This is a genomic window from Streptomyces sp. NPDC003038 (assembly GCF_040611115.1).
Classification (GTDB): domain Bacteria; phylum Actinomycetota; class Actinomycetes; order Streptomycetales; family Streptomycetaceae; genus Streptomyces.
On sequence record NZ_JBEXNN010000019.1, the window covers coordinates 74,126 to 98,449 of the forward strand.

23 protein-coding genes and 1 pseudogene are annotated in these 24,324 nt (G+C 71.0%); 21 read left to right on the forward strand and 3 right to left on the reverse strand.

Annotated elements, in window-relative coordinates:
* The first annotated feature begins 1 nt into the window (after nucleotide 1).
* The 4 genes and pseudogenes from alc to ABZX75_RS23010 all read left to right on the forward strand — a co-directional run bounded on the left by alc (nucleotide 2) and on the right by ABZX75_RS23010 (nucleotide 4,147).
* Nucleotides 2–1,129 carry an allantoicase gene (gene alc, locus ABZX75_RS22995; RefSeq protein WP_355413406.1) on the forward strand — a complete coding sequence of 376 codons (1,128 nt, stop codon included), beginning with the start codon at nucleotides 2–4 and terminating at the stop codon, nucleotides 1,127–1,129.
* A gap of 183 nt (nucleotides 1,130–1,312) precedes the next feature.
* Nucleotides 1,313–2,014 carry a hypothetical protein gene (locus ABZX75_RS23000; protein WP_355413408.1) on the forward strand — a complete coding sequence of 234 codons (702 nt, stop codon included), beginning with the start codon at nucleotides 1,313–1,315 and terminating at the stop codon, nucleotides 2,012–2,014.
* Between the two features lie 147 nt (nucleotides 2,015–2,161).
* A complete protein-coding gene (locus ABZX75_RS23005; protein ID WP_355413410.1) occupies nucleotides 2,162–2,779 on the forward strand; it encodes a dihydrofolate reductase family protein in 618 nt (205 codons plus the stop codon).
* Nucleotides 2,780–3,228: 449 nt separating this feature from the next.
* A pseudogene (locus ABZX75_RS23010) lies at nucleotides 3,229–4,147 on the forward strand (DMT family transporter).
* Between the two features lie 185 nt (nucleotides 4,148–4,332).
* Here ABZX75_RS23010 and ABZX75_RS23015 read toward each other — a convergent pair.
* A complete protein-coding gene (locus ABZX75_RS23015; RefSeq protein ID WP_355413412.1) occupies nucleotides 4,333–5,337 on the reverse strand; it encodes a Gfo/Idh/MocA family oxidoreductase in 1,005 nt (334 codons plus the stop codon).
* A 112-nt stretch (nucleotides 5,338–5,449) separates the two neighbouring features.
* Here ABZX75_RS23015 and ABZX75_RS23020 point away from each other — a divergent pair, with 112 nt between their 5' ends.
* The 12 genes from ABZX75_RS23020 to ABZX75_RS23075 all read left to right on the forward strand — a co-directional run bounded on the left by ABZX75_RS23020 (nucleotide 5,450) and on the right by ABZX75_RS23075 (nucleotide 15,608).
* Nucleotides 5,450–6,487: a sugar ABC transporter substrate-binding protein gene (locus ABZX75_RS23020; RefSeq protein ID WP_355413491.1), complete on the forward strand. Its 1,038-nt coding sequence runs from the start codon at nucleotides 5,450–5,452 to the stop codon at nucleotides 6,485–6,487.
* Nucleotides 6,484–7,515: an ABC transporter permease gene (locus tag ABZX75_RS23025; protein WP_355413414.1), complete on the forward strand. Its 1,032-nt coding sequence runs from the start codon at nucleotides 6,484–6,486 to the stop codon at nucleotides 7,513–7,515. Before ABZX75_RS23020 ends, ABZX75_RS23025 begins: the two co-directional genes overlap by 4 nt.
* A 2-nt stretch (nucleotides 7,516–7,517) precedes the next feature.
* The gene (locus tag ABZX75_RS23030) at nucleotides 7,518–8,378 is read left to right on the forward strand and encodes an ATP-binding cassette domain-containing protein (protein WP_355413416.1); all 861 of its coding nucleotides are present in this window, start codon (nucleotides 7,518–7,520) and stop codon (nucleotides 8,376–8,378) included.
* 16 nt (nucleotides 8,379–8,394) lie between these two features.
* Nucleotides 8,395–9,585, forward strand: a complete 1,191-nt coding sequence (locus tag ABZX75_RS23035; RefSeq protein ID WP_355413418.1) for an ROK family glucokinase — start codon at nucleotides 8,395–8,397, stop codon at nucleotides 9,583–9,585.
* A complete protein-coding gene (locus ABZX75_RS23040) occupies nucleotides 9,582–10,157 on the forward strand; it encodes a hypothetical protein (protein ID WP_355413420.1) in 576 nt (191 codons plus the stop codon). The genes ABZX75_RS23035 and ABZX75_RS23040 overlap by 4 nt, the downstream gene beginning before the upstream one ends.
* A gap of 101 nt (nucleotides 10,158–10,258) precedes the next feature.
* Nucleotides 10,259–10,891, forward strand: a complete 633-nt coding sequence (locus ABZX75_RS23045) for an MBL fold metallo-hydrolase (protein WP_355413422.1) — start codon at nucleotides 10,259–10,261, stop codon at nucleotides 10,889–10,891.
* A 30-nt stretch (nucleotides 10,892–10,921) separates the two neighbouring features.
* Nucleotides 10,922–11,719: an exodeoxyribonuclease III gene (locus ABZX75_RS23050; protein ID WP_355413424.1), complete on the forward strand. Its 798-nt coding sequence runs from the start codon at nucleotides 10,922–10,924 to the stop codon at nucleotides 11,717–11,719.
* A 100-nt stretch (nucleotides 11,720–11,819) separates the two neighbouring features.
* Complete coding sequence (locus ABZX75_RS23055; RefSeq protein ID WP_355413426.1) at nucleotides 11,820–12,260, forward strand: DUF6278 family protein; 441 nt, start codon at nucleotides 11,820–11,822, stop codon at nucleotides 12,258–12,260.
* Nucleotides 12,261–12,396: 136 nt separating this feature from the next.
* On the forward strand, nucleotides 12,397–13,140 hold the full coding sequence (locus tag ABZX75_RS23060; RefSeq protein ID WP_355413428.1) for an amino acid ABC transporter ATP-binding protein: 744 nt from the start codon (nucleotides 12,397–12,399) through the stop codon (nucleotides 13,138–13,140).
* Nucleotides 13,141–13,162: 22 nt separating this feature from the next.
* Nucleotides 13,163–14,068, forward strand: a complete 906-nt coding sequence (locus ABZX75_RS23065) for a glutamate ABC transporter substrate-binding protein (protein WP_355413493.1) — start codon at nucleotides 13,163–13,165, stop codon at nucleotides 14,066–14,068.
* Nucleotides 14,069–14,085: 17 nt separating this feature from the next.
* Nucleotides 14,086–14,730 carry an amino acid ABC transporter permease gene (locus ABZX75_RS23070; protein WP_355413430.1) on the forward strand — a complete coding sequence of 215 codons (645 nt, stop codon included), beginning with the start codon at nucleotides 14,086–14,088 and terminating at the stop codon, nucleotides 14,728–14,730.
* Entirely contained in the window at nucleotides 14,727–15,608 is an 882-nt protein-coding gene (locus ABZX75_RS23075; protein ID WP_355413432.1) for an amino acid ABC transporter permease, read from the forward strand. The genes ABZX75_RS23070 and ABZX75_RS23075 overlap by 4 nt, the downstream gene beginning before the upstream one ends.
* Before the next feature lie 36 nt (nucleotides 15,609–15,644).
* Here the strand turns inward: ABZX75_RS23075 and ABZX75_RS23080 are convergent, their stop codons facing one another.
* A complete protein-coding gene (locus tag ABZX75_RS23080) occupies nucleotides 15,645–17,231 on the reverse strand; it encodes a CocE/NonD family hydrolase (RefSeq protein WP_355413434.1) in 1,587 nt (528 codons plus the stop codon).
* Between the two features lie 124 nt (nucleotides 17,232–17,355).
* Nucleotides 17,356–18,522: an Ig-like domain-containing protein gene (locus ABZX75_RS23085; RefSeq protein ID WP_355413436.1), complete on the reverse strand. Its 1,167-nt coding sequence runs from the start codon at nucleotides 18,520–18,522 to the stop codon at nucleotides 17,356–17,358.
* A gap of 259 nt (nucleotides 18,523–18,781) precedes the next feature.
* On the opposite strand from ABZX75_RS23085, the gene ABZX75_RS23090 reads away from it, so the two are divergent.
* From ABZX75_RS23090 to ABZX75_RS23110, 5 genes are all read left to right on the forward strand, one after another.
* Nucleotides 18,782–19,945, forward strand: a complete 1,164-nt coding sequence (locus ABZX75_RS23090; RefSeq protein WP_355413438.1) for a peptidoglycan bridge formation glycyltransferase FemA/FemB family protein — start codon at nucleotides 18,782–18,784, stop codon at nucleotides 19,943–19,945.
* 65 nt (nucleotides 19,946–20,010) lie between these two features.
* Nucleotides 20,011–21,621 carry a murein biosynthesis integral membrane protein MurJ gene (gene murJ / locus ABZX75_RS23095; RefSeq protein ID WP_355413495.1) on the forward strand — a complete coding sequence of 537 codons (1,611 nt, stop codon included), beginning with the start codon at nucleotides 20,011–20,013 and terminating at the stop codon, nucleotides 21,619–21,621.
* A gap of 41 nt (nucleotides 21,622–21,662) precedes the next feature.
* The gene (locus tag ABZX75_RS23100) at nucleotides 21,663–22,361 is read left to right on the forward strand and encodes a response regulator transcription factor (protein WP_355413440.1); all 699 of its coding nucleotides are present in this window, start codon (nucleotides 21,663–21,665) and stop codon (nucleotides 22,359–22,361) included.
* Entirely contained in the window at nucleotides 22,358–23,803 is a 1,446-nt protein-coding gene (locus ABZX75_RS23105; protein WP_355413442.1) for a HAMP domain-containing sensor histidine kinase, read from the forward strand. The genes ABZX75_RS23100 and ABZX75_RS23105 overlap by 4 nt, the downstream gene beginning before the upstream one ends.
* Nucleotides 23,800–24,324, forward strand: coding sequence for a hypothetical protein (locus ABZX75_RS23110; protein WP_355413444.1), 525 nt, complete (start codon nucleotides 23,800–23,802; stop codon nucleotides 24,322–24,324). Before ABZX75_RS23105 ends, ABZX75_RS23110 begins: the two co-directional genes overlap by 4 nt.

Here is a 24,324-nt window from a genome sequence, read left to right on the forward strand (position 1 = left end):
AGTGGCACAGCGCTCGACTCCTCTGGCTTCCTTCACCGGCAACGCGAACCCGTACGGAGGCGGCGACCCGTACGCGGACTACCGCACCGCGGACTTCCCGTTCACGCAGTACGCGAACCTCGCCGCCCGTGAGCTGGGCGCCGGTGTCATCGCCGCCAACGACGAGTTCTTCGCCGAGCGCGAGAACCTGCTCATAGCCGAGGCCGCGCACTTCGACCCCGAGCACTTCGGCCACAAGGGCAAGGTCATGGACGGCTGGGAGACCCGCCGCCGCCGCGGCATCTCCGCCGAGCAGCCCTGGCCGACCCCCGAGGACCACGACTACGCCCTGATCCGCCTCGGCGCCCCCGGCGTCATCCGCGGCATCGTCGTGGACACCGCCCACTTCCGCGGCAACATGCCGCAGGCCGTATCGGTCCAGGGCGCCTCGGTGGAAGGCTCCCCGACGGCGGAGGAACTCCTCTCCAGCGACGTCAAGTGGACCACCCTCGTCGAGCGCACCCCCGTCGGCGGCCACGCGGCCAACGGCTTCGAGGTCACCGTCGAGCAGCGCTTCACGCACCTGCGCCTGAACCAGCACCCGGACGGTGGCGTCGCTCGCCTGCGCGTCTACGGCGAGGTCCGCCCCGACCCGAAGTGGCTCGCCGCGCTCGGCACCTTCGACGTCGTCGCGCTGGAGAACGGCGGCTCGGTGGAGGACGCGTCCAACCGCTTCTACTCCCCGCCGACCAACACCATCAACCCGGGCCGCTCCCGCAAGATGGACGACGGCTGGGAGACCGCCCGCCGCCGTGACAACGGTAACGACTGGATCCGGTACCAGCTCGTCGCCGAGTCCGAGATCCGCGCCGTCGAGATCGACACCGCCTACCTCAAGGGCAACTCGGCCGGCTGGGCCTCGCTGTCCATCAAGACGGGCGAGGAGGGCGAGTGGACGGAGTTCCTGCCGCGCACCCGCCTGCAGCCCGACACCAACCACCGCTTCGTACTGGACGCCCCGGCCGTCGGCACGCACGTCCGGATCGACATCTTCCCGGACGGCGGCTTCTCCCGCCTGCGCCTGTACGGCTCGCTGACGGAGGCGGGCGCCGCCGCGCACGCCTCCCGCCACCAGGAGCTGGGCGGCTGACGCCACCACCTCGCTGACGCCCCGGGGGCCGACACCCCCGAGGCGCAGGCACAGCCCGACGGGGCGCACCGGTCACCGGTGCGCCCCGTCGGCGTCGCCGCGCCGAAATTCCTCCGCGCGCAAGGGCTTTGGAGCCCTACCCTGGTCGGGCCAGGAGTTCGGGGGTCCAGGTGGGGGGCGGCCGTGCGGATATATCGGGAGAGCAGGCTCTGGCTGAGGCGCCATGGCCGGTGGCTTCTCATCGTCGCGCGCGTCCTGACGCCGGTGGCCGTGGTGCCGCTGCTCATCCTCTGTGTGGAGCGGGTCGAGGTGAACCGCCGGGCCACGATCGTGTACCAGAACGCCTCCCTGTGCCCCGTCGGCACGCCCTGGGAGGCCGCGGACGGCTGCGTCGCGCAGACCACGGGCGAGATCGTGGGCAAGAACACCCGTCAGTCCTGCACGAGGGACGGCAACGGTGTGGAGTCGTGCACCACCCACTACGACGTGGAAGTCCGTTTCCCGCAGCGCACCCAGTCGCTGGGCGTCGACCAGGGGGCCTACCGCGATGTGGACCGCGGAGACATCGCCGCGCTGCGCATCTGGCAGGGGGTCGTGGTCAGGATGGAAGTGGGGGGCCACACGGAGACGTACCTGGCGCCCTCCGAGTTCGCCTTCCTGGGGTGGCTGTTCCTGGGCTGGCTCCTGCTGGGCGCCGGCCTGCTGGCCCTCGGGGGAGCCCCGCTGGGCCCTCTGGTTCCGGGGTGGCTCGTACTGACCGTGCCGTATCTCAGCGTCCTGTACGACGTCCTCGGCGTCTACCGGATGGGAGGACTGGGGTGGACCCTGACGGGTGCGACGGCCGTGGCGGGCATCTGGCTGATGGTCCACAACGCCCGGAACTAGAGGTCGTTGCGGGTTCAATGAAACGAGATTCCGTGCCGGGCGGCGGCAGGAATCGGACACGGTGTTCTCGCGCGCCGCACCGATGAGTTCCGCCCGGCCGGGGAGTCTGAATCCGTGTAACGACGACCGAGCAAGGAGCGCAGAGCCATGGGCAAGCTGACCCTCACCACCTTCCTGACCCTCGACGGCGTGATGCAGGCCCCCGGCGGGCCGGAAGAGGACCGCAGCGGCGGCTTCGCGTACGGCGGCTGGCTCGTGCCGTTCGCCGACGAGGGCATGGGCGAGTTCATGGACGAGGTCTTCGACCGGGCCGCGGCCTTCCTGCTCGGGCGCCGGACGTACGAGATCTTCGCGGGCTACTGGCCGCAGCAGACCGATCCCGACGACCCGATCGCGAGCCGGCTCAACCGTCTGCCGAAGTACGTGGCCTCGACCACGCTCAAGGAGCCGGCATGGGCCGGGACCACCGTGCTCGACGGGGAGCAGCTGCAGAGCGAGATCGTGCGGGTGAAGGACGCCACCGAGGGCGAGCTCCAGGTGCACGGCAGCGGAATGCTGGCTCAGTGGCTGCTGGCCAGGGATCTCGTGGAGGAGCTGAACCTGCTGGTCTACCCGGTGTTCCTGGGCGCGGGGCGCAAGCTGTTCCCGACCGGCGGCCTGCCCACGGCCTGCGAACTGACGGGCTCCCGTACCACCGGCAGTGGCACGGCCATCCACACCTACCGCCCCACGGGCCGCGCCACCTTCGGCACCTTCGGCGCCTGAGGCGAGGGCGGCGGCGGGGATCCGGGCGGGCTGGACCACGCGCCCCTCGCGCAGGACGAGCAGGTCCCCGAGGCGTGCGGCCGGCTCCCGGGCCGCGAGGAGCGGGCACGGCTCGTACGCAGCGCAGGCGTCGTCCTGCGCCCGGTCCTGCGCCCGGTCCTGCGCCCGGTCCTGCGCCCGGTCCTCCGGGCAGTCCTCCGCGGCGGGCGCCGGCCGGCGCCGGGCCTTCGCGAGCGCTGCCTCCGGCGCGGCTTCGTCGCGGCAGAACGCGAGGTCACGGGCGGGCAGGCCGGCCATGGCGACGATCCCGGGGTGCCCGCCGAGGCGGGCCGCAAAGGGGTCGACCGGCGTGATCGGCTCGGGTAGCGTGAGCGCGCACCCGTGCGAGCCGCCGAAGTCTCCACCCGCTTCCCGCCGTTGGAGACACCCCGGTGACCGTGACCGTGACCGTGACCTCGCCCGCCGCTGCCGCGGAAGACCGCGCCGCCCGCCGCCGGACCTGGTGGGCCGATCTGCCCGTCCTGGCCGTCGCCGTCGTATGGGGCGGCAGCTACCTCGCCGCCAAGGGCATCACCACCACGCACACCGTCATCGCCGTGCTCGTGCTGCGCTTCGCGCTCGTGCTGCCCGTCCTGGTCGTTCGCCGGACGGCGCAGGCTCCGGGCGCTGACCCCCGACCAGCTGCGCGGCGCCGGGCTGCTGGGACTCGTACTGGGCGGGATCTTCCTGCTGGAGACCTTCGGGGTCGTCCACACCTCCGCCACCAACGCCGGTCTGATCATCAGCCTCACCATGATCTTCACCCCACTCGCGGAGGCCGCCGTACGGCGCGAGGCCCCGTCGGCCGCCTTCCTCGGCGCCGCCGCCGTCTCCGTCGCCGGAGTCGTGCTGCTGACCCAGGGCGGCGGATTCACCGCACCCGGCCTCGGTGACCTGCTCATCCTCTGCGCCGCCCTCGCCCGGACGCTGCACGTACTGCTGATGGCCCGCGTCAAGGCGGTTCAGGACGCCGACTCGCTCTCCCTGACCACGGTTCAGCTGGGCAGCGCCCTGCTCGTCTTCGCCCTGCTGGCCGCCGTGCCCGGCACCGGCGCGAGTCCCCTGGCCGCCGCCGCCGACTTCGGCGCGGCCGAGTGGGCGGGCCTGGTCTTCCTCTCCGTCTTCTGCACCCTCTTCGCCTTCTTCGTGCAGATGTGGGCCGTACGCCGCACCTCGCCCTCCCGCGTCAGCCTGCTGCTCGGCACGGAGCCCCTGTGGGCGGCCGCCGCCGGCATCGCGATCGGCGGCGAGCACCTGGGCCCCGTCGGTTTCGCCGGCGCCGCCCTCGTCCTGGCCGGCACCGCGTGGGGCCGCCGCGCGGGCAGCTGAGGGATTGTCCGAAACCCGCCCCGGGAGACGCGATCGGCGGCCCTACCATGACCTCCATGTCCGTTCCGGAAGCCCGTCCGATCGCCCGGTCCACCCCGTCCACACCGTCCGCCCGGTGGAGCCGGCTGGAGCGCTTCACGGTGCGCCGGTAGCCGCGGCGGATGCCCGCCCCCGCAGCGCGCCGCTCACAGGTCCGCCAGCTCCTCCAGCCGCACCCGGCGCCGGTCCCGGCGCGAGAGCTCGCACGCCTCCGCGACCCGGAGCGCGGCGAGCGCCTCCCGGCCGTCGCAGGCGTTGGGGCCCTCCCCCCGGACCAGGTGGACGAAGGCCGCCAGCTCCGCCTCGTACGCGGGGGCGAACCGCTCCAGGAACCCGGTCCACGGCTTGCTCGCGGGGGGCGGGCCGTGCGGTTCCGTCGAGGCGATCGGCGTACGGTCGTCCAGCCCGACGGAGACCTGGTCCAGCTCCCCGGCCAGCTCCATCCGCACGTCGTACCCCGCGCCGTTGCACCGGGTACCGGTCGAGGAGACGAGCGTCCCGTCGTCCAGCGTGAGCAGGGCCGCCGCCGTGTCGATGTCGCCCGTCTCCCGGAACCGCGCCGGACCGGCGTCCGACCCGGCCGCGTACACCTCCGCCACCTCACGGCCGGTCACCCAGCGGACCATGTCGAAGTCGTGCACCAGGCAGTCCCGGTACAGCCCGCCGGAGGTCGCCAGATAGGCGGCGGCCGGCGGCGCGGGATCGGCCGTCATCGTCCGTACGGTGTGCAGGCGTCCCAGGGCGCCCGAACGGACCAGCTCCCGGGCCGTGCCGTAGCCCGCGTCGAAGCGGCGCATGAAGCCCACCTGGAGCACCCCGTCCGCGGCCTCCACCTCCCGCAGGACCGCCAGGGACCCGGCCAGATCCGGGGCCACGGGCTTCTCGCAGAACACCGGCAGCCCGCCGCGCACCGCCCGTACGACCAGCTCCGCGTGCCCCGTGGTGGCGCAGGCCACCACCACCGCGTCCACGCCCCAGGTGAAGACCTGCTCCACGGAGGGGGCGGCGGTGGCCCCGAGCCGGTTGGCGAGGCGCGCCGCCCGCGCCGGGTCGGCGTCGGCGAGCAGGAGCGAGCCGGCGTCCGGCCGACGGGCCAGGGCCGCCGCGTGGAAGGACCCGATCCGGCCGGTCCCGATGATCCCGATGCGCATGCACTCAACGTGACCCCGTCCGGGGGGCCTGTCAATCTGCCCGCGCATGCCCCGATGACCCCGCATGGTCCACTGTGGCGGATACTGGGCGGCTGGAACCGGAATGACCGAAATGGTGACGAGGGAAGGGCACGGCGACGTGGCTAGGGTTCGGACAGGGGTACGCGTCGTCGGCGCCGTGCTCGCGGCGGTACTGGGAGCCTCGCTGGCGGGCTGCAGCAGTACCGGCGGCAAGCGCGCCGAGGAGCGGGCGAAGGCCGCCGAGCAGGGCCGGCCGGCCGTCTCCACCCCGCGCTGGACCTTCGCGATGGTCACCCACGCGGGCGATGGCGACACCTTCTGGGACATCGTCCAGAAGGGCGCCAAGGAGGCCGCGGCGAAGGACAACATCAACTTCGTCTACTCCCACGACGACCAGGCGCAGCAGCAGGCGCAGTTCGTGCAGAACGCCATCGACCAGAAGGCCGACGGAATCATCGTCAGCCTCGCCAAGCCCGAGGCGCTCAAGGACGTCGTCGCCAAGGCCGTCAAGGCCGGCATCCCGGTGATCACGGTCAACTCCGGCTCCGCCCAGTCCGCCCAGTACGGCGCCCTCACCCACATCGGCCAGGACGAGGAGATCGCGGGCGAGGCCGTCGGCACCGAGCTGACCAGGCGCGGCAAGAAGCGGGCCGTCTGCGTCCTGCACGAACAGGGCAACGTCGGCCACGAGCAGCGCTGCGCGGGAGCCAAGAAGACCTTCGACGGCACGCTGGAGAACCTGTACGTCGAGGGCACCAACATGCCCTCCGTCCAGGCGTCCCTCCAGGCCAAGCTCCAGGCCGACCCGGACGTCGACGCGATCCTCACCCTCGGTGCGCCCTTCGCCCCCACCGCGATCAAGGCGAAGGAGGCGGCGGGCAGCGAGGCCGAGGTGGACACCTTCGACCTCAACGACTCCGTCGCCCGCGACCTCAGGTCCGGCGCCCTCGGCTTCGCCGTCGACCAGCAGCCCTATCTCCAGGGCTACCAGGCCGTGGACCTGCTCTGGCTCTACCGCTACAACGCGGACGTGCTCGGCGGCGGCCGCCCGGTCCTCACCGGGCCGCAGATCGTCACCGCCGCCGAAGCCGCCAAGCTGGAGGAGTTCATCAAGCGGGGCAGCCGATGAGCGCGGTCACGGCCGTGGACGAACGGCTCGCGCCCGCCTCGCTGGTCCGCAGACTGCTCGGCCGCCCCGAGCTGGGCGCGGTCGTCGGCGCCGCCGCCGTCTTCGTCTTCTTCTCCTTCGCCGCCGACAGCTTCCTGCGCGCCTCCAGCCTGAGCACGATCCTGTACTCGGCCTCCACCATCGGGATCATGGCGGTCCCGGTGGCACTGCTGATGATCGGCGGCGAGTTCGACCTGTCCGCCGGTGTCATGGTCACCACCTCGGCGCTGCTCAGCTCGATGTTCAGCTACCAGATGACCGCCAACATCTGGGTCGGCGTCCTGGTGTCGCTGCTGGTTACCCTGGCCCTCGGCTTCTTCAACGGCTTCATGCTGACCCGTACCAAGCTGCCGAGCTTCATCATCACCCTCGGCACCTTCCTGATGCTGACCGGCCTGAACCTCGGCTTCACCAAGCTGGTCAGCGGCTCGGTCTCCACCAAGACCATCGCCGACATGGAGGGCTTCTCCTCGGCGAGGGCCCTGTTCGCCTCGCAGTGGACCATCGGCTCGGTCACCCTCAAGGTCACCGTCGTGTGGTGGCTCGTCCTGGTCGCCGTGGCGACCTGGATCCTGCTGCGCACCCGCGCCGGCAACTGGATCTTCGCGGTGGGCGGCGGGGCCGACGCGGCCCGGGCGGTCGGCGTGCCGGTCGTGAAGACCCGTATCGGCCTCTACATGGGCGTCGCCCTGTGCGCCTGGATCGCGGGACAGCACATCCTCTTCTCGTTCGACGTGGTGCAGTCCGGCGAGGGCGTCGGCAACGAGTTCCTCTACATCATCGCGGCCGTCATCGGCGGCTGTCTGATGACCGGCGGCTACGGCTCCGCCATCGGCTCGGCCGTCGGCGCCTTCATCTTCGGCATGACCAGCAACGGCATCGTCTACGCCCAGTGGAACCCGGACTGGTTCAAGTTCTTCCTCGGCGCGATGCTCCTGCTGGCCACGCTGCTCAACGCGTGGGTGCGCAAGCGGGCGGAGGCGAAGTGACCATGACCACGGCCACGACCACGACCGGGCCCGCGCTCGTCAAGCTGACCGACGTCACCAAGTACTACGGCAACATCCGCGCCCTCCAAGGCGTCTCCCTGGAGGTCTCGGCGGGCGAGATCACCTGCGTCCTCGGCGACAACGGCGCGGGCAAGTCCACCCTCATCAAGATCATCGCGGGGCTGCACCGGCACGACGCCGGCACCTTCGAGATCGAGGGCGAGGAGACCGTGCTCGCCAACCCGCGAGCCGCCCTCGACCTGGGCATCGCCACCGTCTACCAGGACCTCGCCGTCGTCCCGCTCATGCCCGTCTGGCGGAACTTCTTCCTCGGCTCCGAGCCCACCAAGGGCCGCGGCCCCTTCCGCCGCCTCGACGTGGAGCGCATGCGCGCGACCACCCGCGCCGAGCTGCTGCGGATGGGCATCGACCTGCGCGACGTGGACCAGCCGATCGGCACCCTGTCGGGCGGTGAACGGCAGTGCGTGGCCATCGCCCGCGCCGTCTACTTCGGCGCGAAGGTCCTCGTCCTGGACGAGCCGACCGCCGCCCTCGGCGTGAAGCAGTCCGGCGTGGTCCTCAAGTACGTCGCGGCCGCCCGTGACGCGGGCCTCGGCGTGGTCCTCATCACGCACAACCCGCACCACGCACACCTGGTCGGGGACCGTTTCGTCCTCCTCAAGCGCGGCACCATGGCGGGCAGCCACACCCGCGACTCCATCACGCTGGACGAGCTCACCCGGCAGATGGCGGGCGGCTCCGAGCTCGACGAACTGAGCCACGAGCTGGAGCGAGTGGCAGAATCAGCGCCAGACGGCACGACACCAGGCCCGGGCGCCACGTCCGGCACCACCGCATCATGAGGGACGGCACGACTCGATGAGCACGTACCGGGACTTCACGCTCGCCCACCGGGGCGCGGCGCGAGGCACCGTCCTGCGGACCGTCGGGACCCGTGAGCGCCGGTCGCACCTGACCGCCCCGCGCGTCCCCACCGTCGGCATCGACATCGGCGGCACCAAGGTGATGGCCGGCGTCGTCGACGCCGACGGCATCATCCTGGAGAAGATCCGCGCCGAGACGCCGGACAAGTCCAAGAGCGCCAAGGTCGTCGAGGACACCATCGTCGAGCTCGTCCTCGACCTCTCCGACCGCCACGACGTGCACGCCGTCGGCATCGGGGCGGCGGGCTGGGTCGACGCCGACCGCTCGCGCGTGCTGTTCGCACCCCACCTGGCCTGGCGCGACGAGCCGCTGCGCGACGCCCTCCAGTCGCGGCTCGCGGTCCCGGTCATGGTGGACAACGACGCCAACACCGCCGCCTGGGCCGAATGGCGCTTCGGCGCCGGCCGCGGCGAGGACCACCTCGTCATGATCACGCTCGGCACCGGCATCGGCGGCGCCATCCTCGAAGGCGGCCAGGTCAAGCGCGGCCGGTACGGGGTGGCCGGCGAATTCGGCCACATGCAGGTCGTCCCCGGGGGCCACCGCTGCCCCTGCGGCAACCGGGGCTGCTGGGAGCAGTACAGCTCGGGCAACGCCCTGGTCCGCGAGGCGCGCGAGCTGGCCGCGGCCGACTCCCCGGTCGCGCACAACATCATCGCCAGGGTCGGCGGCAACGTCTCCGAGATCACCGGGCCGCTCATCACCGAGCTGGCCCGCGAGGGCGACGCCATGTGCGTCGAGCTGCTCCAGGACATCGGCCAGTGGCTGGGGGTCGGCATCGCCAACCTCGCCGCCGCCCTCGACCCCTCCTGCTTCGTCATCGGCGGCGGCGTCAGCGCCGCCGACGACCTGCTGATCGGTCCCGCCCGCGACGCCTTCCGCCGCCACCTCACCGGCCGCGGCTACCGGCCCGAGGCCCGCATCGCCAAGGCCGAGCTCGGCCCCGAGGCCGGTATGGTCGGCGCCGCCGACCTCGCCCGGCTCGTCGCCCGGCGCTTTCGCCGCGCCACCCGCAGGCGGGTCGAGCGGTACGAGCGTTACGCGCAGCTGGGCCGGCGCGGCACCACCGGTACGGGCAGCGGCTCAGGCGGCGGCACCGGCTCCGAGGACCAGGAAAAGAAGTGACACCACCCACCCCGCCCCACCAGGCCGCCGGCGCGCCGCGGCCCCCGGCCGAGAACCGCAGGCACGTCGTCCGGCGCCGCTGGATCACAGCGATCATCATCCTGCTGCTGGTCGGCGTCCCCGCGGGCTATCTCGCGATCTCCGCCCAGCAGAGCCGCCAGAGCGGCCGGGACAAGGCGGCCAAGGTCGGTGCGACCAAGGTGCGCCCCGGCTGGCCCTCCAAGGTGCAGCGCAGCATCTACGAGGTGCCCATCCCGCCGCAGGCCTGGCGGGTCGGGTTCCTGGAGACCAACAACTGGCGCACCAGCCGGCTGTTCACGCAGTTCGCGGTCACCCCGCAGGACCTGGACGCCTTCCTGGCCGGCGCCGGCACCAGCCGCCACGCACTGACCCCCGGCGTCGCGATCTCCCCGCACGACGCCGAGGTCGCCGGCTGGAGCTGGAGCCCGAAGGCCTCGTGGCACGGCATCACCCTGGAGCAGCCGAACCCGCGCCCCACCCGGGACATCACGGTCGACCTCACGGACACCGCTCATCCCAAGGTGTACGTGGTCTCCACCACGACTCCCTAGCACCGCGACTCCCTAGCACCGCGACTCCCTAGCACCGCGACTCCCTGGCACCGCGACTCCGTAGTGCCGCGGGCCCGGCGGTCCCGGGCTAGCCTGGGATCATGAAGTTCACCAAGCGGCTGCATTCCTGCGTCCAGCTGGAGAAGGACGGACGCACCCTCGTCATCGACCCGGGCGCCTTCAGCGAACCGGACGCGGGACGGGGGGCGGACGCCCTGCTCGTCACGCACGAGCACCCGGACCACTTCGACGAGGGCCGGCTGCGGGCGGCCCTCGACGCGAACCCGGCGGCCGAGCTGTGGACCCTGCGCAGTGTGGCGGGGCGGCTCGCCCCCGCCTATCCGGGCCGGGTGCACACCGTCGGCCACGGCGACACCTTCAGCGCCGCCGGCTTCGACGTCCAGGTGCACGGCGAGCTGCACGCCGTGATCCATCCGGACATCCCGCGGATCACGAACGTCGGCTACCTCGTGGACGGTTCGCTCTTCCACCCCGGCGACGCGCTGACCGTCCCGGGGGTAGCCGTCGACACCCTGATGCTCCCGGTGCACGCGCCCTGGAACAAGATCGCCGAGGTGGTCGACTACCTCCGCGAGGTCAAGCCGCGCCGCGCCATCGACATCCACGACGCCTACCTCGCCGACCTGGCCCGGCCGGTCTACGACTCGGCCCTGGCCGCCCTGGGCGGCACCGACCACGGCCGGCTCACCGCCGGGGAGACCACCGAACTGTGACTGTCGGTGCCGGGCGGTAGGTTGGGACGTATGCGTATCGCCACGTACAACGTCAATTCGATCACCGCCCGGCTGCCGCGCCTGCTGGCCTGGCTGGAGACCTCCGGTACGGATGTCCTGTGCATCCAGGAGACCAAGTGCTCCGCGGAGCAGTTCCCGCACGCGGAGCTGCGCGAGCTGGGCTACGAGTCGGCGGTCAACGCCAACGGCCGGTGGAACGGCGTGGCGCTGGTCTCCCGGGTCGGCCTGGACGACGTGGTCCCGGGGCTGCCCGGCGGCCCGGACTACGAGGGCGTCCAGGAGCCCCGCGCGATCTCCGCCACCTGCGGCGGCGTGCGTGTCTGGTCGGTGTACGTGCCCAACGGCCGTGAGGTCGCGCACGACCACTACGGCTACAAGCTGAGCTGGCTCCAGGCCCTGACCACCGCCATCGCCGAAGACGCGGCCGGCCCCCGCCCCTTCGCGGTGCTCGGCGACTTCAATGTGGCCCCGACCGACGAGGACGTCTGGGACCCGGCCGTCTTCGAGGGCGCCACCCACGTCACCCCGGCCGAGCGGGCCGCCCTGGAGGCGCTGCGCACCGCCGGTCTGTCCGAGGTGGCGCCGCGCGCCCTCAAGTACGACCGCGCCTACACCTTCTGGGACTACCGGATGCTCGCATTCCCGAAGAACAGGGGCATGCGCATCGACCTGGTGTTCGGGAACGCGCCCTTCGTCAAGGCGGTCACCGACGCCTACGTGGACCGCGAGGAGCGCAAGGGCAAGGGTGCCTCCGACCACGCGCCGGTCGTCGTGGACCTGAACCTGGAACCCGGCCCGACCCCGTAGCCCGGGACCCGCAGGTCTCGATCCGCAGGCCTCGATCCCCGCCCTGCGATCCACGCGCGCCCTGTGGCCAGGTGCCGGTCCTGGTGCGAGGCTGGGCAGTATGAACATCCCTTTCCTGGACAAGTGGCTGAACCGGCACGAAACGGAACAAGGTGCGGGGCTCGCGGCCGCTCTCGCGGATGACCCCGAGGGCATCGCCGAGTTGTTCTCGGAGTGCCAGATGCTGCGTGACCAGGCGAGGGCGGCCGGGCTCGAACTCGACCAGAGCCCGGCCTCCTTGGAGGCGCTCGACCAGCTGATGCCCCGCTGGCGCGGGGACCCGGAGGCCGTACCCTGGCTCGGCAACGACGCGGGCTGCTACCTCGGGACCGTGATCGTGCGGACCGTCCCGGGGGCCGGCTGGCAGGTCTGGCCGAACGGCCAGCCGGTGATCCGCCTGGCCTCCGGCCGGGAGCTGAACGTGGTCGAGTCGGGGGTGTCCTGGGCGATGACCGGATCCCCGGAGCTCAGCCAGGCGTACGCCGAGGCCTCCGAGGGCTGACGGCCCGCTCACGCCTGGGCGGTACGGGCGAGTACGTTAGGCTTTATGCCGCTTTTAGGCGTGTCGCGGTGAAGTGCCCATCCTGGCTGGATAGTTTGCGCTGACCTCGATAACCGAGAAGTGGGCAGGGCAGCGCATGGCCGTCGATCCGTTGATCGAGCTGCGGGACGTCAACAAGCACTTCGGGCAGTTGCATGTCCTCCAGGACATCAACCTCACCGTCGGCCGCGGGGAGGTGGTGGTGATCATCGGCCCCTCCGGCTCCGGAAAATCGACCCTGTGCCGGGCGATCAACCGGCTGGAGACCATCGAGTCCGGCACGATCCTCATCGACGGGCAGCCGCTGCCGGCCGAGGGCAAGGAACTGGCCCACCTGCGCGCCGAGGTCGGAATGGTCTTCCAGTCCTTCAACCTCTTCGCGCACAAGACCGTCCTCGCGAACGTCTCACTCGCGCAGATCAAGGTCCGCAAACGTGGCAAGGACGAGGCGGACAAGCGCTCCCGCGAACTCCTGGACCGGGTCGGCCTCGCCGACCAGGCCGACAAGTTCCCCGCCCAGCTCTCCGGCGGCCAGCAGCAGCGCGTGGCCATCGCCCGCGCCCTCGCCATGAACCCCAAGGTGCTGCTCTTCGACGAGCCCACCTCCGCGCTCGACCCGGAGATGATCAACGAGGTGCTGGAGGTCATGCAGCAACTCGCCCGAGACGGCATGACCATGCTCGTGGTCACCCACGAGATGGGCTTCGCCCGCTCCGCCGCCAACCGGGTCGTGTTCATGGCCGACGGCAGGATCGTGGAGGACCGGACCCCGGAGCAGTTCTTCACCGCGCCCGAGAGCGACCGGGCCAAGGACTTCCTCTCCAAGATCCTGAAGCACTGAGGGGGCCGGTCCTGTGATCCACATCCGCGCACTGGCCCTCGCTCTCCTCCTGCTCGCGGGCACCGGAGCGGCAACCGGCTGCGGCAGGTCCGGCAGCCCCCCGGTCAAGGGGCCGCAGCCCGAAGACCTGCCCTCGTACCAGGTCGCGACCGGCTTCCGACTGCCCGACTCACCCACCTGGCAGAAGGCCGAGCGCCGAGGCCACCTGGTGGTGGGCGCCAAGGAGGACCAGCCGTACCTGGGCGAGAAGGACCCCGCCAGCGGCCGCTACTCCGGCTTCGACATCGAGATCGCCAAGATGATGGCGGCCTCGCTCGGCTTCGACCCCAAGACGATCGAATTCACGACGATCGCCTCCGCCAACCGCGAGACGGCCCTGCAGAACGGCCAGATCGACTACTACGTCGGCACCTACACGATCAACGACAACCGCAAGAAGCAGGTCGGCTTCGCCGGGCCCTACTACATGGCCGGCCAGTCCCTGCTGGTCCGCAAGGACGAGAAGGACATCAAGGGCCCCGGCGACCTGGCGGGCAAGAAGGTCTGCTCGGCCGCGGGCTCCACCCCCTACCAGCGGCTCCAGAGGGAGTTCCCGAAGGCGGTCCTCGTCGCCTACGACACCTACTCGGTCTGCGTCGACAATCTGCTGACCTACCAGGTCGACGCCGTCTCCACCGACGACTCGATCCTCCTCGGCTACGCGGCCAAGGTCCCCGACGAGCTCAAGGTCGTCGGGGAGCCCTTCTCCAAGGAGCCCTACGGCATCGGAGTCCCGCGCAGCGACAACGCACTGCGCTTCGCCCTCGACGACGCCCTGGAAGCACAGGAGAAGAACGGCAACTGGAAGAAGGCCTACGAGGCCACCCTCGGCCTGTCCGGCGTGCCCGCCCCGACGCCGCCCGCCATCGACCGCTACCCGGCGAACTGAGAGGAGAGGGCACCGCCATGGACGTACTCACCGACAACTTCTCGCTCTACGGGAGAGGGTTCCTCGGCACCGTCGAACTGACCGTCTACGCCTCCCTGCTGGCCCTGGTCCTCGGCTTCGTGATGGCCTCCTTCCGGGTCGCGCCCGTCGGCTCCTTCCGCGCCTTGGGCACGGTCTGGGTCGCCGTGCTCCGCAACACCCCGCTCACCCTGCTCTTCTTCGCCGTCCTGCTGGGCCTGCCGCGCTTCGGCCTGGTCCTGCCCTTCCAGCTCTTCGCCGTCCTCGCGCTCGGCTGCTACACCTCCGCCTTCATCTGCGAGGCGCTGCGCTCGGGCATCAACACCGTGCCCAAGGGCCAGGGCGAGGCGGCCCGCAGCCTCGGCATGTCCTTCGCCCAGACCCTGGGCACGGTGGTCCTCCCGCAGGCCTTCCGCTCGGTGATCCCGCCCATCGGCTCCACCCTGATCGCGCTCGCCAAGAACTCGGCGATCGCCGGCGCCTTCAGCGTCACCGAGCTGCTGGGCACCTACAAGACCCTCAACGAGCTGGGCTACAGCATCATCTGGACCTTCGTCTGGATCGCCGTCGGCTACCTGATCATCACCCTGTCCATCAGCGCGCTCTTCAACGTGCTGGAGATGCGCTGGGGAGTCGCCCGATGACCGCCCACGCGCTCCACGGGGCCATGCGGTCCACCGCCCTCTACGACATCCCCGGCCCCCGGGCCCGGCGCCGGCACTTCTTCTACGGGATCGCCTCGACGGTGCTGATCCTCGCCCTGCTCGGATGGATCCTCCACCTGCTCTTCGACACCGGCCAGTTCACCTCCGCCAAGTGGCGTCCCTTCGCGTACACGGGCATCCAGGAACTGCTGCTCAACGGCCTGTGGAACACCCTCAAGGCCTTCGCGTACGCCTCGGTGCTCTCGCTCGTGCTCGGCGCGGTGCTCGCCACCGGCCGGCTCTCGGTCCACCGGCCGGTGCGCTGGCTGGCCACCCTGTGCGTGGAGTTCTTCCGCGCCATGCCGGTGCTCGTGATGATCTTCTTCATCTTCGTCGCCCTGAAGGTCCAGCCGCTGCCCGCGCTGGTGGCGGGGCTGACCCTGTACAACGGCTCGGTGCTCGCCGAGGTCTTCCGAACCGGCATCAACTCCGTGGAACGGGGGCAGCGCGAAGCGGCGTACGCACTGGGCATGCGCAAGACACAGGTGATGACCTTCGTCCTCGCCCCGCAGGCGGTCCGGGCGATGCTGCCCGCGATCATCAGCCAGCTGGTCGTGGCGCTGAAGGACACCTCGCTCGGTTTTCTGATCACCTACGAGGAGTTCCTGCACGCGGGCAAGCTGATCGCCTCCAACCTCGACTACGACCTGCCCTTCATCCCGGTCGTCCTGATCATCTCCCCGATCTACATCGGGATGTGCATGCTGCTCTCGTGGTTCGCCACGTGGGTGGCCAAGCAGGAGCGGCGCAGCCTCAAGACCAGAGCGGTGGAGGTCGCCCCGCCCGAACCGGGACCGGTGCTGCCGGGCCACCAGTAGCCCCGGAGAGCCACCCCGCCCGGCAGCAGCCGCAGATCACTGCTCGCGCAGAGGTACCGAGACGTACGAGGGATCGGTGCGCGGTGAGGAGAAGGTCAGCTGTGCGCCGGAGGGGTTGTGCTCGATGTAGAGGGGGTCGACGGTGTCGATGACGAGGGCGAGCCGGTGGCCCTCCGGCACGTCGTAGGCGGTGGAGAACAGCTCCAGGTCCACGCCGAACGCCTGGCCGGGGGTGCGGCCGTGGAAGGTGTACGGGGCGTTGCTGACCAGCTTGCCGATGCCGAGCGGGCCGACGTCGTAGAGGTAGGCGACGAAGGTGCCGTCCGGCTTCGTGGGCGTGACGGTGGTGTGCAGCAGGGCGGTGCCGCGGATCCGGCGGGCCGCGTCGTAGCGCGGCGACTGCCAGACGGCGGCGAAGGAGCGGGGCAGGAGCGGGATGGACGCGGCCGGGGGCGCCTTGACGAACTGGTCGAGGACGCTGGAGAGGAAGACGATGCCGCCGTTGGCGCCCGAGTCGACATTGGCGAAGAGGTGTTCGCTGTCGGAGAGCGCTAGCCTCTCCGTGCCGCCGGAACCGACCGACTTCCAGTCGGCGTACCCCTCGTAGCCGTCGCCGCTGCGGGACTTGATCTGGACCGGGGCCTCGGTCTCGACGCCGTTGCGCTCACCCTTGAGGTAGCGGTCGAACCAGCGGTGGGCGTTGGTCCAGGTGTCGTTGGGCAGGCCGAGCAGGCCGGTGGCCTCGGCGGTGGCGTGGTCGCCGGGGCGGAATTCCAGGCGCTTGGGGCCGGTCAGCTGCTCGAAGAAGGCGGCGTACTGGTTGGGCGGGAAGATGGTGTCGCCCCAGGCGTTGCCGAGCATGATCGCGGCGCCGTTGGCATTGATCCGGTCCACCTTCTCGGCGGCCGAGCGCTTCTTGCCCCACTCGATCATCGCCTGCTCGTTCTCCAGCCTGGAGCCGAGGAAGTCGCCGAGGATCGCCTGGAGTTCGGGACCGGGGCGGCCGGTGAGATAGCCGGCGGCGCCGAGCACCCCCGCGGCCTGGAGGTGCTGGGTGCGGCCGGAGTAGATGGATTCGATGAGGTCGGCCCAGCCGCTCAGCGCGACCACGGCCTTGATCCGCGGATCGTGCGCGGAGGCCAGCAGGCTGATGCCGGCGCCGTACGAAACCCCGCCGAGGCCGATGCGGTCCGCGTCGGCGGGGGAGTGGGCGAGGGCCCAGTCGATGACGGCGGACACGTCGGCGATGTCCGGCGGACCGGCCACCTCGATCTCGCCGCCGGAGAGCCAGAAGCCGCGCGAGGTGTAACTGACCACGACGTAGCCGGAGTCGGCGAGCTTCTTGGCCTGGGCGATGTATTCGATCTGCGGCATGCCCCAACTGGTGGGCAGCACGATCAGAGGGTACTTCTGACCGGCCCGGGCGCCGGCCGGGGTGAAGACGTTGCCCTTGAGGGTGATGCCCCCGGAGCCCGGAATGTCGTGGAAACGCAGTTCCGACGAGGCATCGGAGGCCAGGGCCACGGCCGGCGCGGGCGCCGCCTGGGCCTGGTGGGGGGCCAGGCCCAGGGCGGCTGCCGCCAGCAGGGCCGCCACGGCCGCTGCGGTGGTGGTGCGTTCCATCGGTGCTCCTCGCGTACGCCGGGTCGTCAAAGTGACCCGACGGTAACGGGAGAGGCTTACTGGTGGTAACCCATGAGTAGGTTACGCGGTGGTAACAATTGAACAAGAGTCAAGTCGGCCCGTCTCAGCCGTTCTGCGGAGCGCCGGCCAGGGCACTCTTGGCCTTCCACTCGTCCCAGGACAGGTTCCACTCGCCGTAGCCGTTGCCCAGCTCCGCCTTGCCCTTGGATCCGCTGCCCACCACCTCGAAGGGGTCGCCGACCTGGACCTGCGCGTAGAAGGACGCCGCATTGGCGTCGCTCATGCCCACACAGCCCGAACTGGTGTTGGCGCTGCCGAAGTTGGCCGCGTTCCACGGCGCCGCGTGCACGTACATCCCCGACCAGGTCAGCCGCATCGAATAGTCGACCATTTTGTCGTAGGAGTCGCCCAGGCCCACCGTCTGGGAGTCCATCCGGATGGTGCCCTCCTTCGACATCAGCACCATCTTCCCGGACCAGGAGGCCTTCTGGCCGCCCGGTGTGCCGGCCGAGACCGGGATCGTCTTGACCACCTGGCCGTCCTCGGTCACCGACATCGTCTTGGTGTCGAGGCTGACCTCCATCCGGCGGTCCTTGCCTATCGTGAACTCGGTGAGGTAGTCGCGGGCGAAGAGGCCGCCGCCCTGGCCGGAGTCCACGCCGTTCAGGTTCATCTCGACCTTCACGCCGGTACCCGGCTTCCAGTACTCCTTCGGCCGCCAGTCCACCCGGTCGTTGCCGGAGTAGTCCTTGAACCAGCCCCAGGAACCCTCGGTGTTGTCCGAGGCGGTGACCTTCAGCTGCTTCTCCACCTCGGCCTTGTTCTTCACCGGGTTGTCGAAGACGAGTGAGACGGGCATGGCCACACCCACCGTGCTCCCCTTGGGCAGGTTGATCGAGACCTTGTTCACCTTGTCGGCGGCGCCCGTCTTGAACTGGGCGGTCGCGCTCTGGCTGTCGGTGTTCTGGGCCTCGACCTTGTAGTCGGTTCCGGGCGCGGCGTTGCGTTCGGACGCCCAGGTCTTGCCGTCGTCGGATATCTTCCCGGCCAGCTCACCGCCCTTGGCGTCGGTGACCTTCACCTGGGCCAGCTTGCCGTCGGCGATCGTCACCTTGACCGGCTCGCCCGCCTTCACCTGATCACCCGTGAGGTTCACGGATATCGCCATGTCCGGCTTCTGCTTCATCTCCGCCCCGCCGGTCCCGCCTCCCGCGCCGCCCCCGCCCGAGCAGGCGGTCAGCGCGGCGGCCAGGAGTGCGGTGCCGGCCATGGCGGCATGACGAGCGGTGCGGCGTGTGCGGCGTGTGCGGCTCAACGAAAACCCCTCCGAAGTAACGAACGTCCGCAAAGTGAGAGCGGATGGAACGACTCTAGGTTGCGAAAACCGAGGAAAAGGTCCGTATTTCCCCTGTGACATGGACCGCAGCGGAACGGTCATCATCCGGTCACCACCGCCGCGCACTTCGGTCATGGACGGCTGTGAGAGTCCTGTGAGCCGCTCATCCGGACGAACAGGAAGGCCGTCAGCCGTGTGTGCACTGCTCGTGACCACCGCCCGGCAGGACCAGGACCAGGAGCTGACGGTCCGCGCGCTGTCCGTCCCCGCGTACCGGGAATTCCTTTCCCGGAACCGGCAGGCGAGCTTTCTCCAGTACCCCTCCTGGGCCGAGGTAAAGGACCTCTGGCGATCCGAAAGGGTCGGATGGCACTACCCGAACGGGGACATCGCGGGTGCCGGACTCGTTCTCTACCGTCAATTCCCCGGGACCCGGAAATACTTCGCCTACCTGCCCGAGGGCCCGGTCGCCGACTGGTGCGACCCGCGCATCGACCGCTGGCTGACCCCGCTCAAGCGCCACCTGCGCGCCACCGGTGCCTTCGCGGTCCGCATCGGCCCCACCCCCGCCTACCGCCGCTGGGACGCGGCCACCGCCAAGTCGGCCGCCGGGCCCGGCCGGCAGATCTCCGACGTGCTCGCCACCGAGGTGGACCCGGTCGGCGCCGCCCTCGCCGACCGGCTGCGCGCCCGCGGCTGGAAGCGCTGCGGCGGCGAGGACGACGGTGACGCCCAGCCCCGCCACGTCTTCCGGGTGCCGCTGGCCGGCCGCTCGCTGGACGATCTGTGGTCGGGCCTGAACCAGGAATGGCGGCGCAATGTGCGCAAGGCCGCGAAGGCCGGTGTGGAGACGGTCGTCGGCGGCGCCGCCGACCTCCCCGAGTTCTACCGGCTGCTGCGGATCACCGAGGAGCGCGACGGCTTCCGGCTCGGCCGCTCCCTCGCGTACTACGAGCAGCAGTACCGGGTCCTGAACGAGGAGGAGCCCGGCCGGATGCGGCTCTACCTGGGCGTCCACCAGGGTGAGGTACTCGCCGCCCACACGATGATCGTCGCCGGGAGCCGGGTCTGGTACCAGACGGGCGCCTCCGCCGACCACCGGCGTGACGTGCGGCCCAGCAACGCCCTGCAGTGGCGCATGATGTGTGACGCACATGCCCTGGGAGCGGACGAATACGACATGCGCGGGGTACCCTCCACCCTCGACCCCGCGATGCGTTCCTTCGGGCTGCTGCGCTGGAAGCTCGGCACCGGCGGACAGGTCGTCGAGACGCTGGGCGAGTGGGAGATACCGATGGACGGATACGCCAACACGGCGCTCTACAAGGCGTTCCAGGCCTACCTGGCCCGCCGGTGACAGCCACCACCGACACCAGACCGGCTGCTCCGGACACCGGCGGCGCGTCACCGAAGAAGACCTCGGTGCTGCGCAGCGGTGCGCTCATGGCGGCCGGTTCGATCGTCTCCCGCGCCACCGGCTTCATCCGTTCCGCCGTCGTCGTCGCGGCGCTGGGCACCGGACTCCTCGGCGACGGCTACGCCGTCGCCAACACGGTCCCGAACATCCTCTACATGCTGCTCATCGGCGGCGCGCTCAACGCCGTCTTCGTTCCCGAACTGGTCCGGGCCGCCAAGGAGCACGAGGACGGCGGATCCGCCTACACCGACCGGCTGCTCACCGCCTGCACCGCGGCGCTCGTGCTGCTCACCGCCGTGGCAGTCCTCGCCGCCCCGCTGATCGTCTCGGCGTACACCGACTACAGCGGCGCCCAGGCGAACACCACCGTGGCCCTGGCCCGCTACTGCCTGCCGCAGATCCTCTTCTACGGGCTCTTCACGCTGCTCGGCCAGGTGCTGAACGCCCGCGGCCGGTTCGGCGCGATGATGTGGACCCCGGTCCTCAACAACCTCGTGATCATCGGCGTCTTCGGGCTCTTCCTCCACGTCTCCCAGGGCGGTCAAGGCGGTGCCAACGGCCTCACCGCCGCCGAGACCCGGCTGCTCGGCCTCGGCACCACCGTCGGCATCCTCGTCCAGGCCCTCGCCCTGGTCCCCTCGCTGCGCGCCGCCCGCTTCCGCTGGCGCCCCCGCTTCGACTGGCGCGACAGCGGCCTCGGCCGCCCGCTGCGCAACGCCGGCTGGCTGGTCATGCTCGTCCTGACCAACCAGATCGCCTACTGGGTCGTCACCCGGCTGTCCACCACCACCGGACAGCACGCCGTCGCAGCCGGACTCGCGGGCGGCGCCGGCTACACCGCCTACAGCAACGCCTACCAGCTGTGGATCGTCCCGCAGGGCATCATCACCGTCTCCCTCGTCACCGCCCTGATGCCCCGGATGAGCGCGGCCGCCTCCGAGGGCGACCTCGGCGCCGTGCGCCGCGACATCTCGTACGCGCTGCGTTCCAGCGCCGCCCTCGTCGTACCCGCCGCCGCGCTCTTCGCCGCCCTCGCCCCCTGGGTGATGGGCAGCGTCTTCGAGTACGGTCGCACCGGAGCCGCCGACATCAAGGTCATGGCGGGCATGCTCATCGCCTTCGCCCCCGGCCTGATCGCCTTCTCCGCGCAGTACGTGCTCTCGCGCGGCTTCTACGCCCTCTCCGACACCCGGACCCCCTTCTTCCTCAACCTCACCATCGCCGCGCTCAACGCCGGGCTGTCGGCCGCCGCCTACTTCCTGCTCTCCCCACGCTGGGCGGTCACCGGCATGGCCGCCGCCTCCTCCGTCGCCTTCCTCGCGGGCGCCGCCGTGACCGCGTACACCCTCGCCCGCAGGCTCGGCCCGCGCGAGGGGACCCGTACGGAACGCCGCGCGAGCGCCGTACGGACCCACCTGCGGCTGCTGGCCGCCTGCGCACCGGCGGCCACCGCCGGGTACGCGGCCGCCCGCGCCGCCGAACGCTTCGGCGACTTCACCGCGGTCGGGGCCGGAACCGTCGCACTGCTGCTCGTCGTCGTCCTCCTCGCCGGGCCGCTGCGCCTGACGGAGATCACCGACCAGCTGGACTCCCTGCGGCGCCGGATGGGCCGCTAAGCGGCAGGGAACGCCCCACAACACCCTGGGATACTGACCGGATGCCACGCGTACTGCTGATCGAGGACGACCCTTCCATCCGCGAGGGAGTGGGCCTCGGCCTGCGCCGCCGCGGGCACGAGGTGTGCGCCGCCGAGACCGGGGAGGAGGGGCTCGCCCTGATGGCGGGCTTCCGCCCCGAACTCGTCCTGCTCGACCTGATGCTGCCCGGCATGAACGGCGTGCAGGTCTGCCACCGCATCCGCGAGAGCAGCGAGGTGCCGATCATCATGCTCACCGCGCGCGGCGACGACTTCGACATCGTCATCGGCCTGGAGGCCGGCGCCGACGACTACATCGTCAAACCCGCCCGCACCGAGGTCATCGAGGCCCGCGTCAAGGCCGTGCTGCGCAGGCTCAACGACCCCGTGGGCATGCGCCCGGAGGTCGCGGTCCACGGAGAGCTCGCCATCGACCGCGCCGGGCTCACCGTCGCCAAGAACGGCGAGCGCGTCGCCCTCGCCCCCAGCGAGATCAAGCTCCTGCTGCACCTGTCGGCCTCGCCCGAGCAGGTCTTCTCCCGCCAGCAGCTCCTGGAGTACGTCTGGGACCACAGCTACCACGCCGACGCCCGGCTCGTGGACGCCTGCGTGCGCCGCCTGCGCCACAAGATCGAGGACCCCGACGCCGCCCCCCGCTACATACAGACCGTGCGGGGCTTCGGCTACCGCTTCGGCCCGGTCCAGGGTCCGCGACGGTGAGGCGGATAGCCCCCTTCGGCCTGCGCACCCGGCTGATCGCGGCCTTCCTGCTGGTCGCCGCAATCAGCGCGGTGACCACCGCCGCCCTCACCTACCAGCAGGCGCGCAACGCCATCCTCAAGCAGACCCAGGACACCGCCGTCAACACCCTGCGGGACCAGGTCGAGCAGCAGGAGATCCGCCTGCCGCTGACCCAGCAGGAGCTCCAGCGCGTCGTCATCGAGCTCGGCAAGCGCGGCAAACCCCACCCGTGGATCATCTTCGGCGAGTACGGCGGCCTGCGCGTCTCCACCAACCCCGGCACGCCCACCTCCACCGTGATCACCGACAGCCTGCGCGACAAGGTCCGCAACAACCAGTACACAGCCTTCCAGCGCGTCGAGGACCAGCGCGGCAACCCGTGGCTCACGATCGGCGTCCCCGCCCTCTTCGAGCACAACGGTTACACCGAATCCACCGGGGCGGTCTTCTACGCCAGCGTCCCGCTCGCGACCGAGAAGGAGACCGTCGAGGCCATGGTCGACGCCGCCCAGCAGGGCGCCGTCCCGGGGCTGGCCATCGCCATCGTCCCCGCGCTTCTGGCCGCCCGCAGCGTCCTGCGGCCGGTCCGCGACATGCGCCGGGCCGCCCAGCGGCTGGGCCGCGGCCGCCTCGACACCCGCATCGAGGTCCGGGGCGCCGACGAACTCGCCGGACTCGCCCGCACCTTCAACGAAACCGCTCGCGCCCTGGAGCAGTCCGTGCGCGAGCTGCAGGACGCGGAGACCCGCGCCCGCCGCTTCGCCTCCGACGTCTCCCATGAACTGCGCACCCCCCTCGCCGGGATGCTCGCCGTGACCGAGGTCCTCGACGAGGACGCCGCGCGCCTCGACGCCGACACCGCCAAGGCCCTGCGCCTGGTCAGCGCCGAGACCGGCAAACTCGCCGTCCTCGTCGAGGACCTGATGGAGATCTCCCGTTTCGACGCCCGGGCCGCCGAGCTCAACCTCGACGACGTGGACATCGCCGAAGCCGTGCGCAAGACCCTCGAACGACGCCACTGGGACGACGACCGCGTCGTCACCGAGCTGCCGGACCGGGTACGCGCCCGACTCGACCCGCGCCGCTTCGACGTGGTCCTCGCCAACCTCGTCGGCAACGCCCTGCGGCACGGCGGCGCCCCCGTACGCGTCACCGTACGGACCGCACCGGGCGAGGACGGCGAACGGCTGCTGATCGACGTCGCCGACAGCGGGCCCGGCATCGCCCCCGAGGTGCTGCCGCACATCTTCGACCGCTTCTTCAAGGCCGACGCGGCCCGGACCCGCTCCGCCGGCAGCGGCCTCGGACTCGCCATCACCCTGGAGAACGTCCGCCTGCACGGGGGCACCCTCCGGGCGGGCAACGGGCCCTGCGGAGGAGCCCTCTTCACCCTCGACATGCCGCTGGAGGCCCGCGTATGACAGAGCGGAAGACGAGGTCCCGGGCCCCGGCGGCGCTGGCGGGCTGCGCCCTGCTGCTCGCCGGATGCGGGATCAAGCCCACCGGGGTGATCGAGAGCGGCCATGCCTCCACCGTCAAGAGCCCGAGCGGCAAAGGTGTCGTCCTCTACTTCGTCTCCAAGGAGGGCGACCGGCTCGCCCCGGTCCCGTTCATGCTCCCCGACGGCTACACCATCGCGCCCAGGGCGCTCGTGTTGCTGCTGCTGGACGGCCCCAGCGGTCTGGCCGGGGAGGCCGGACTCACTACGGCGCTGCCCCGGCCGGCCGCCGGGCAGGAGGAACGGGTGGCGGTGAGCGAGTACTCGGCGAGCGCGGGGATGACGGTCCATGTGCCGTTCGCCGTGGGCGGCTTGTCGGAACTGGCCCGCAGCCAGCTGGTGTGCACCATCGGCGTCTCGGCCGTGCCGGACACCCTCAGCCCGGTCACCCTGCGGGGCACCGACACCACCCTCGCATCCGCCGAGTGCGACTCGCGGCGCTGA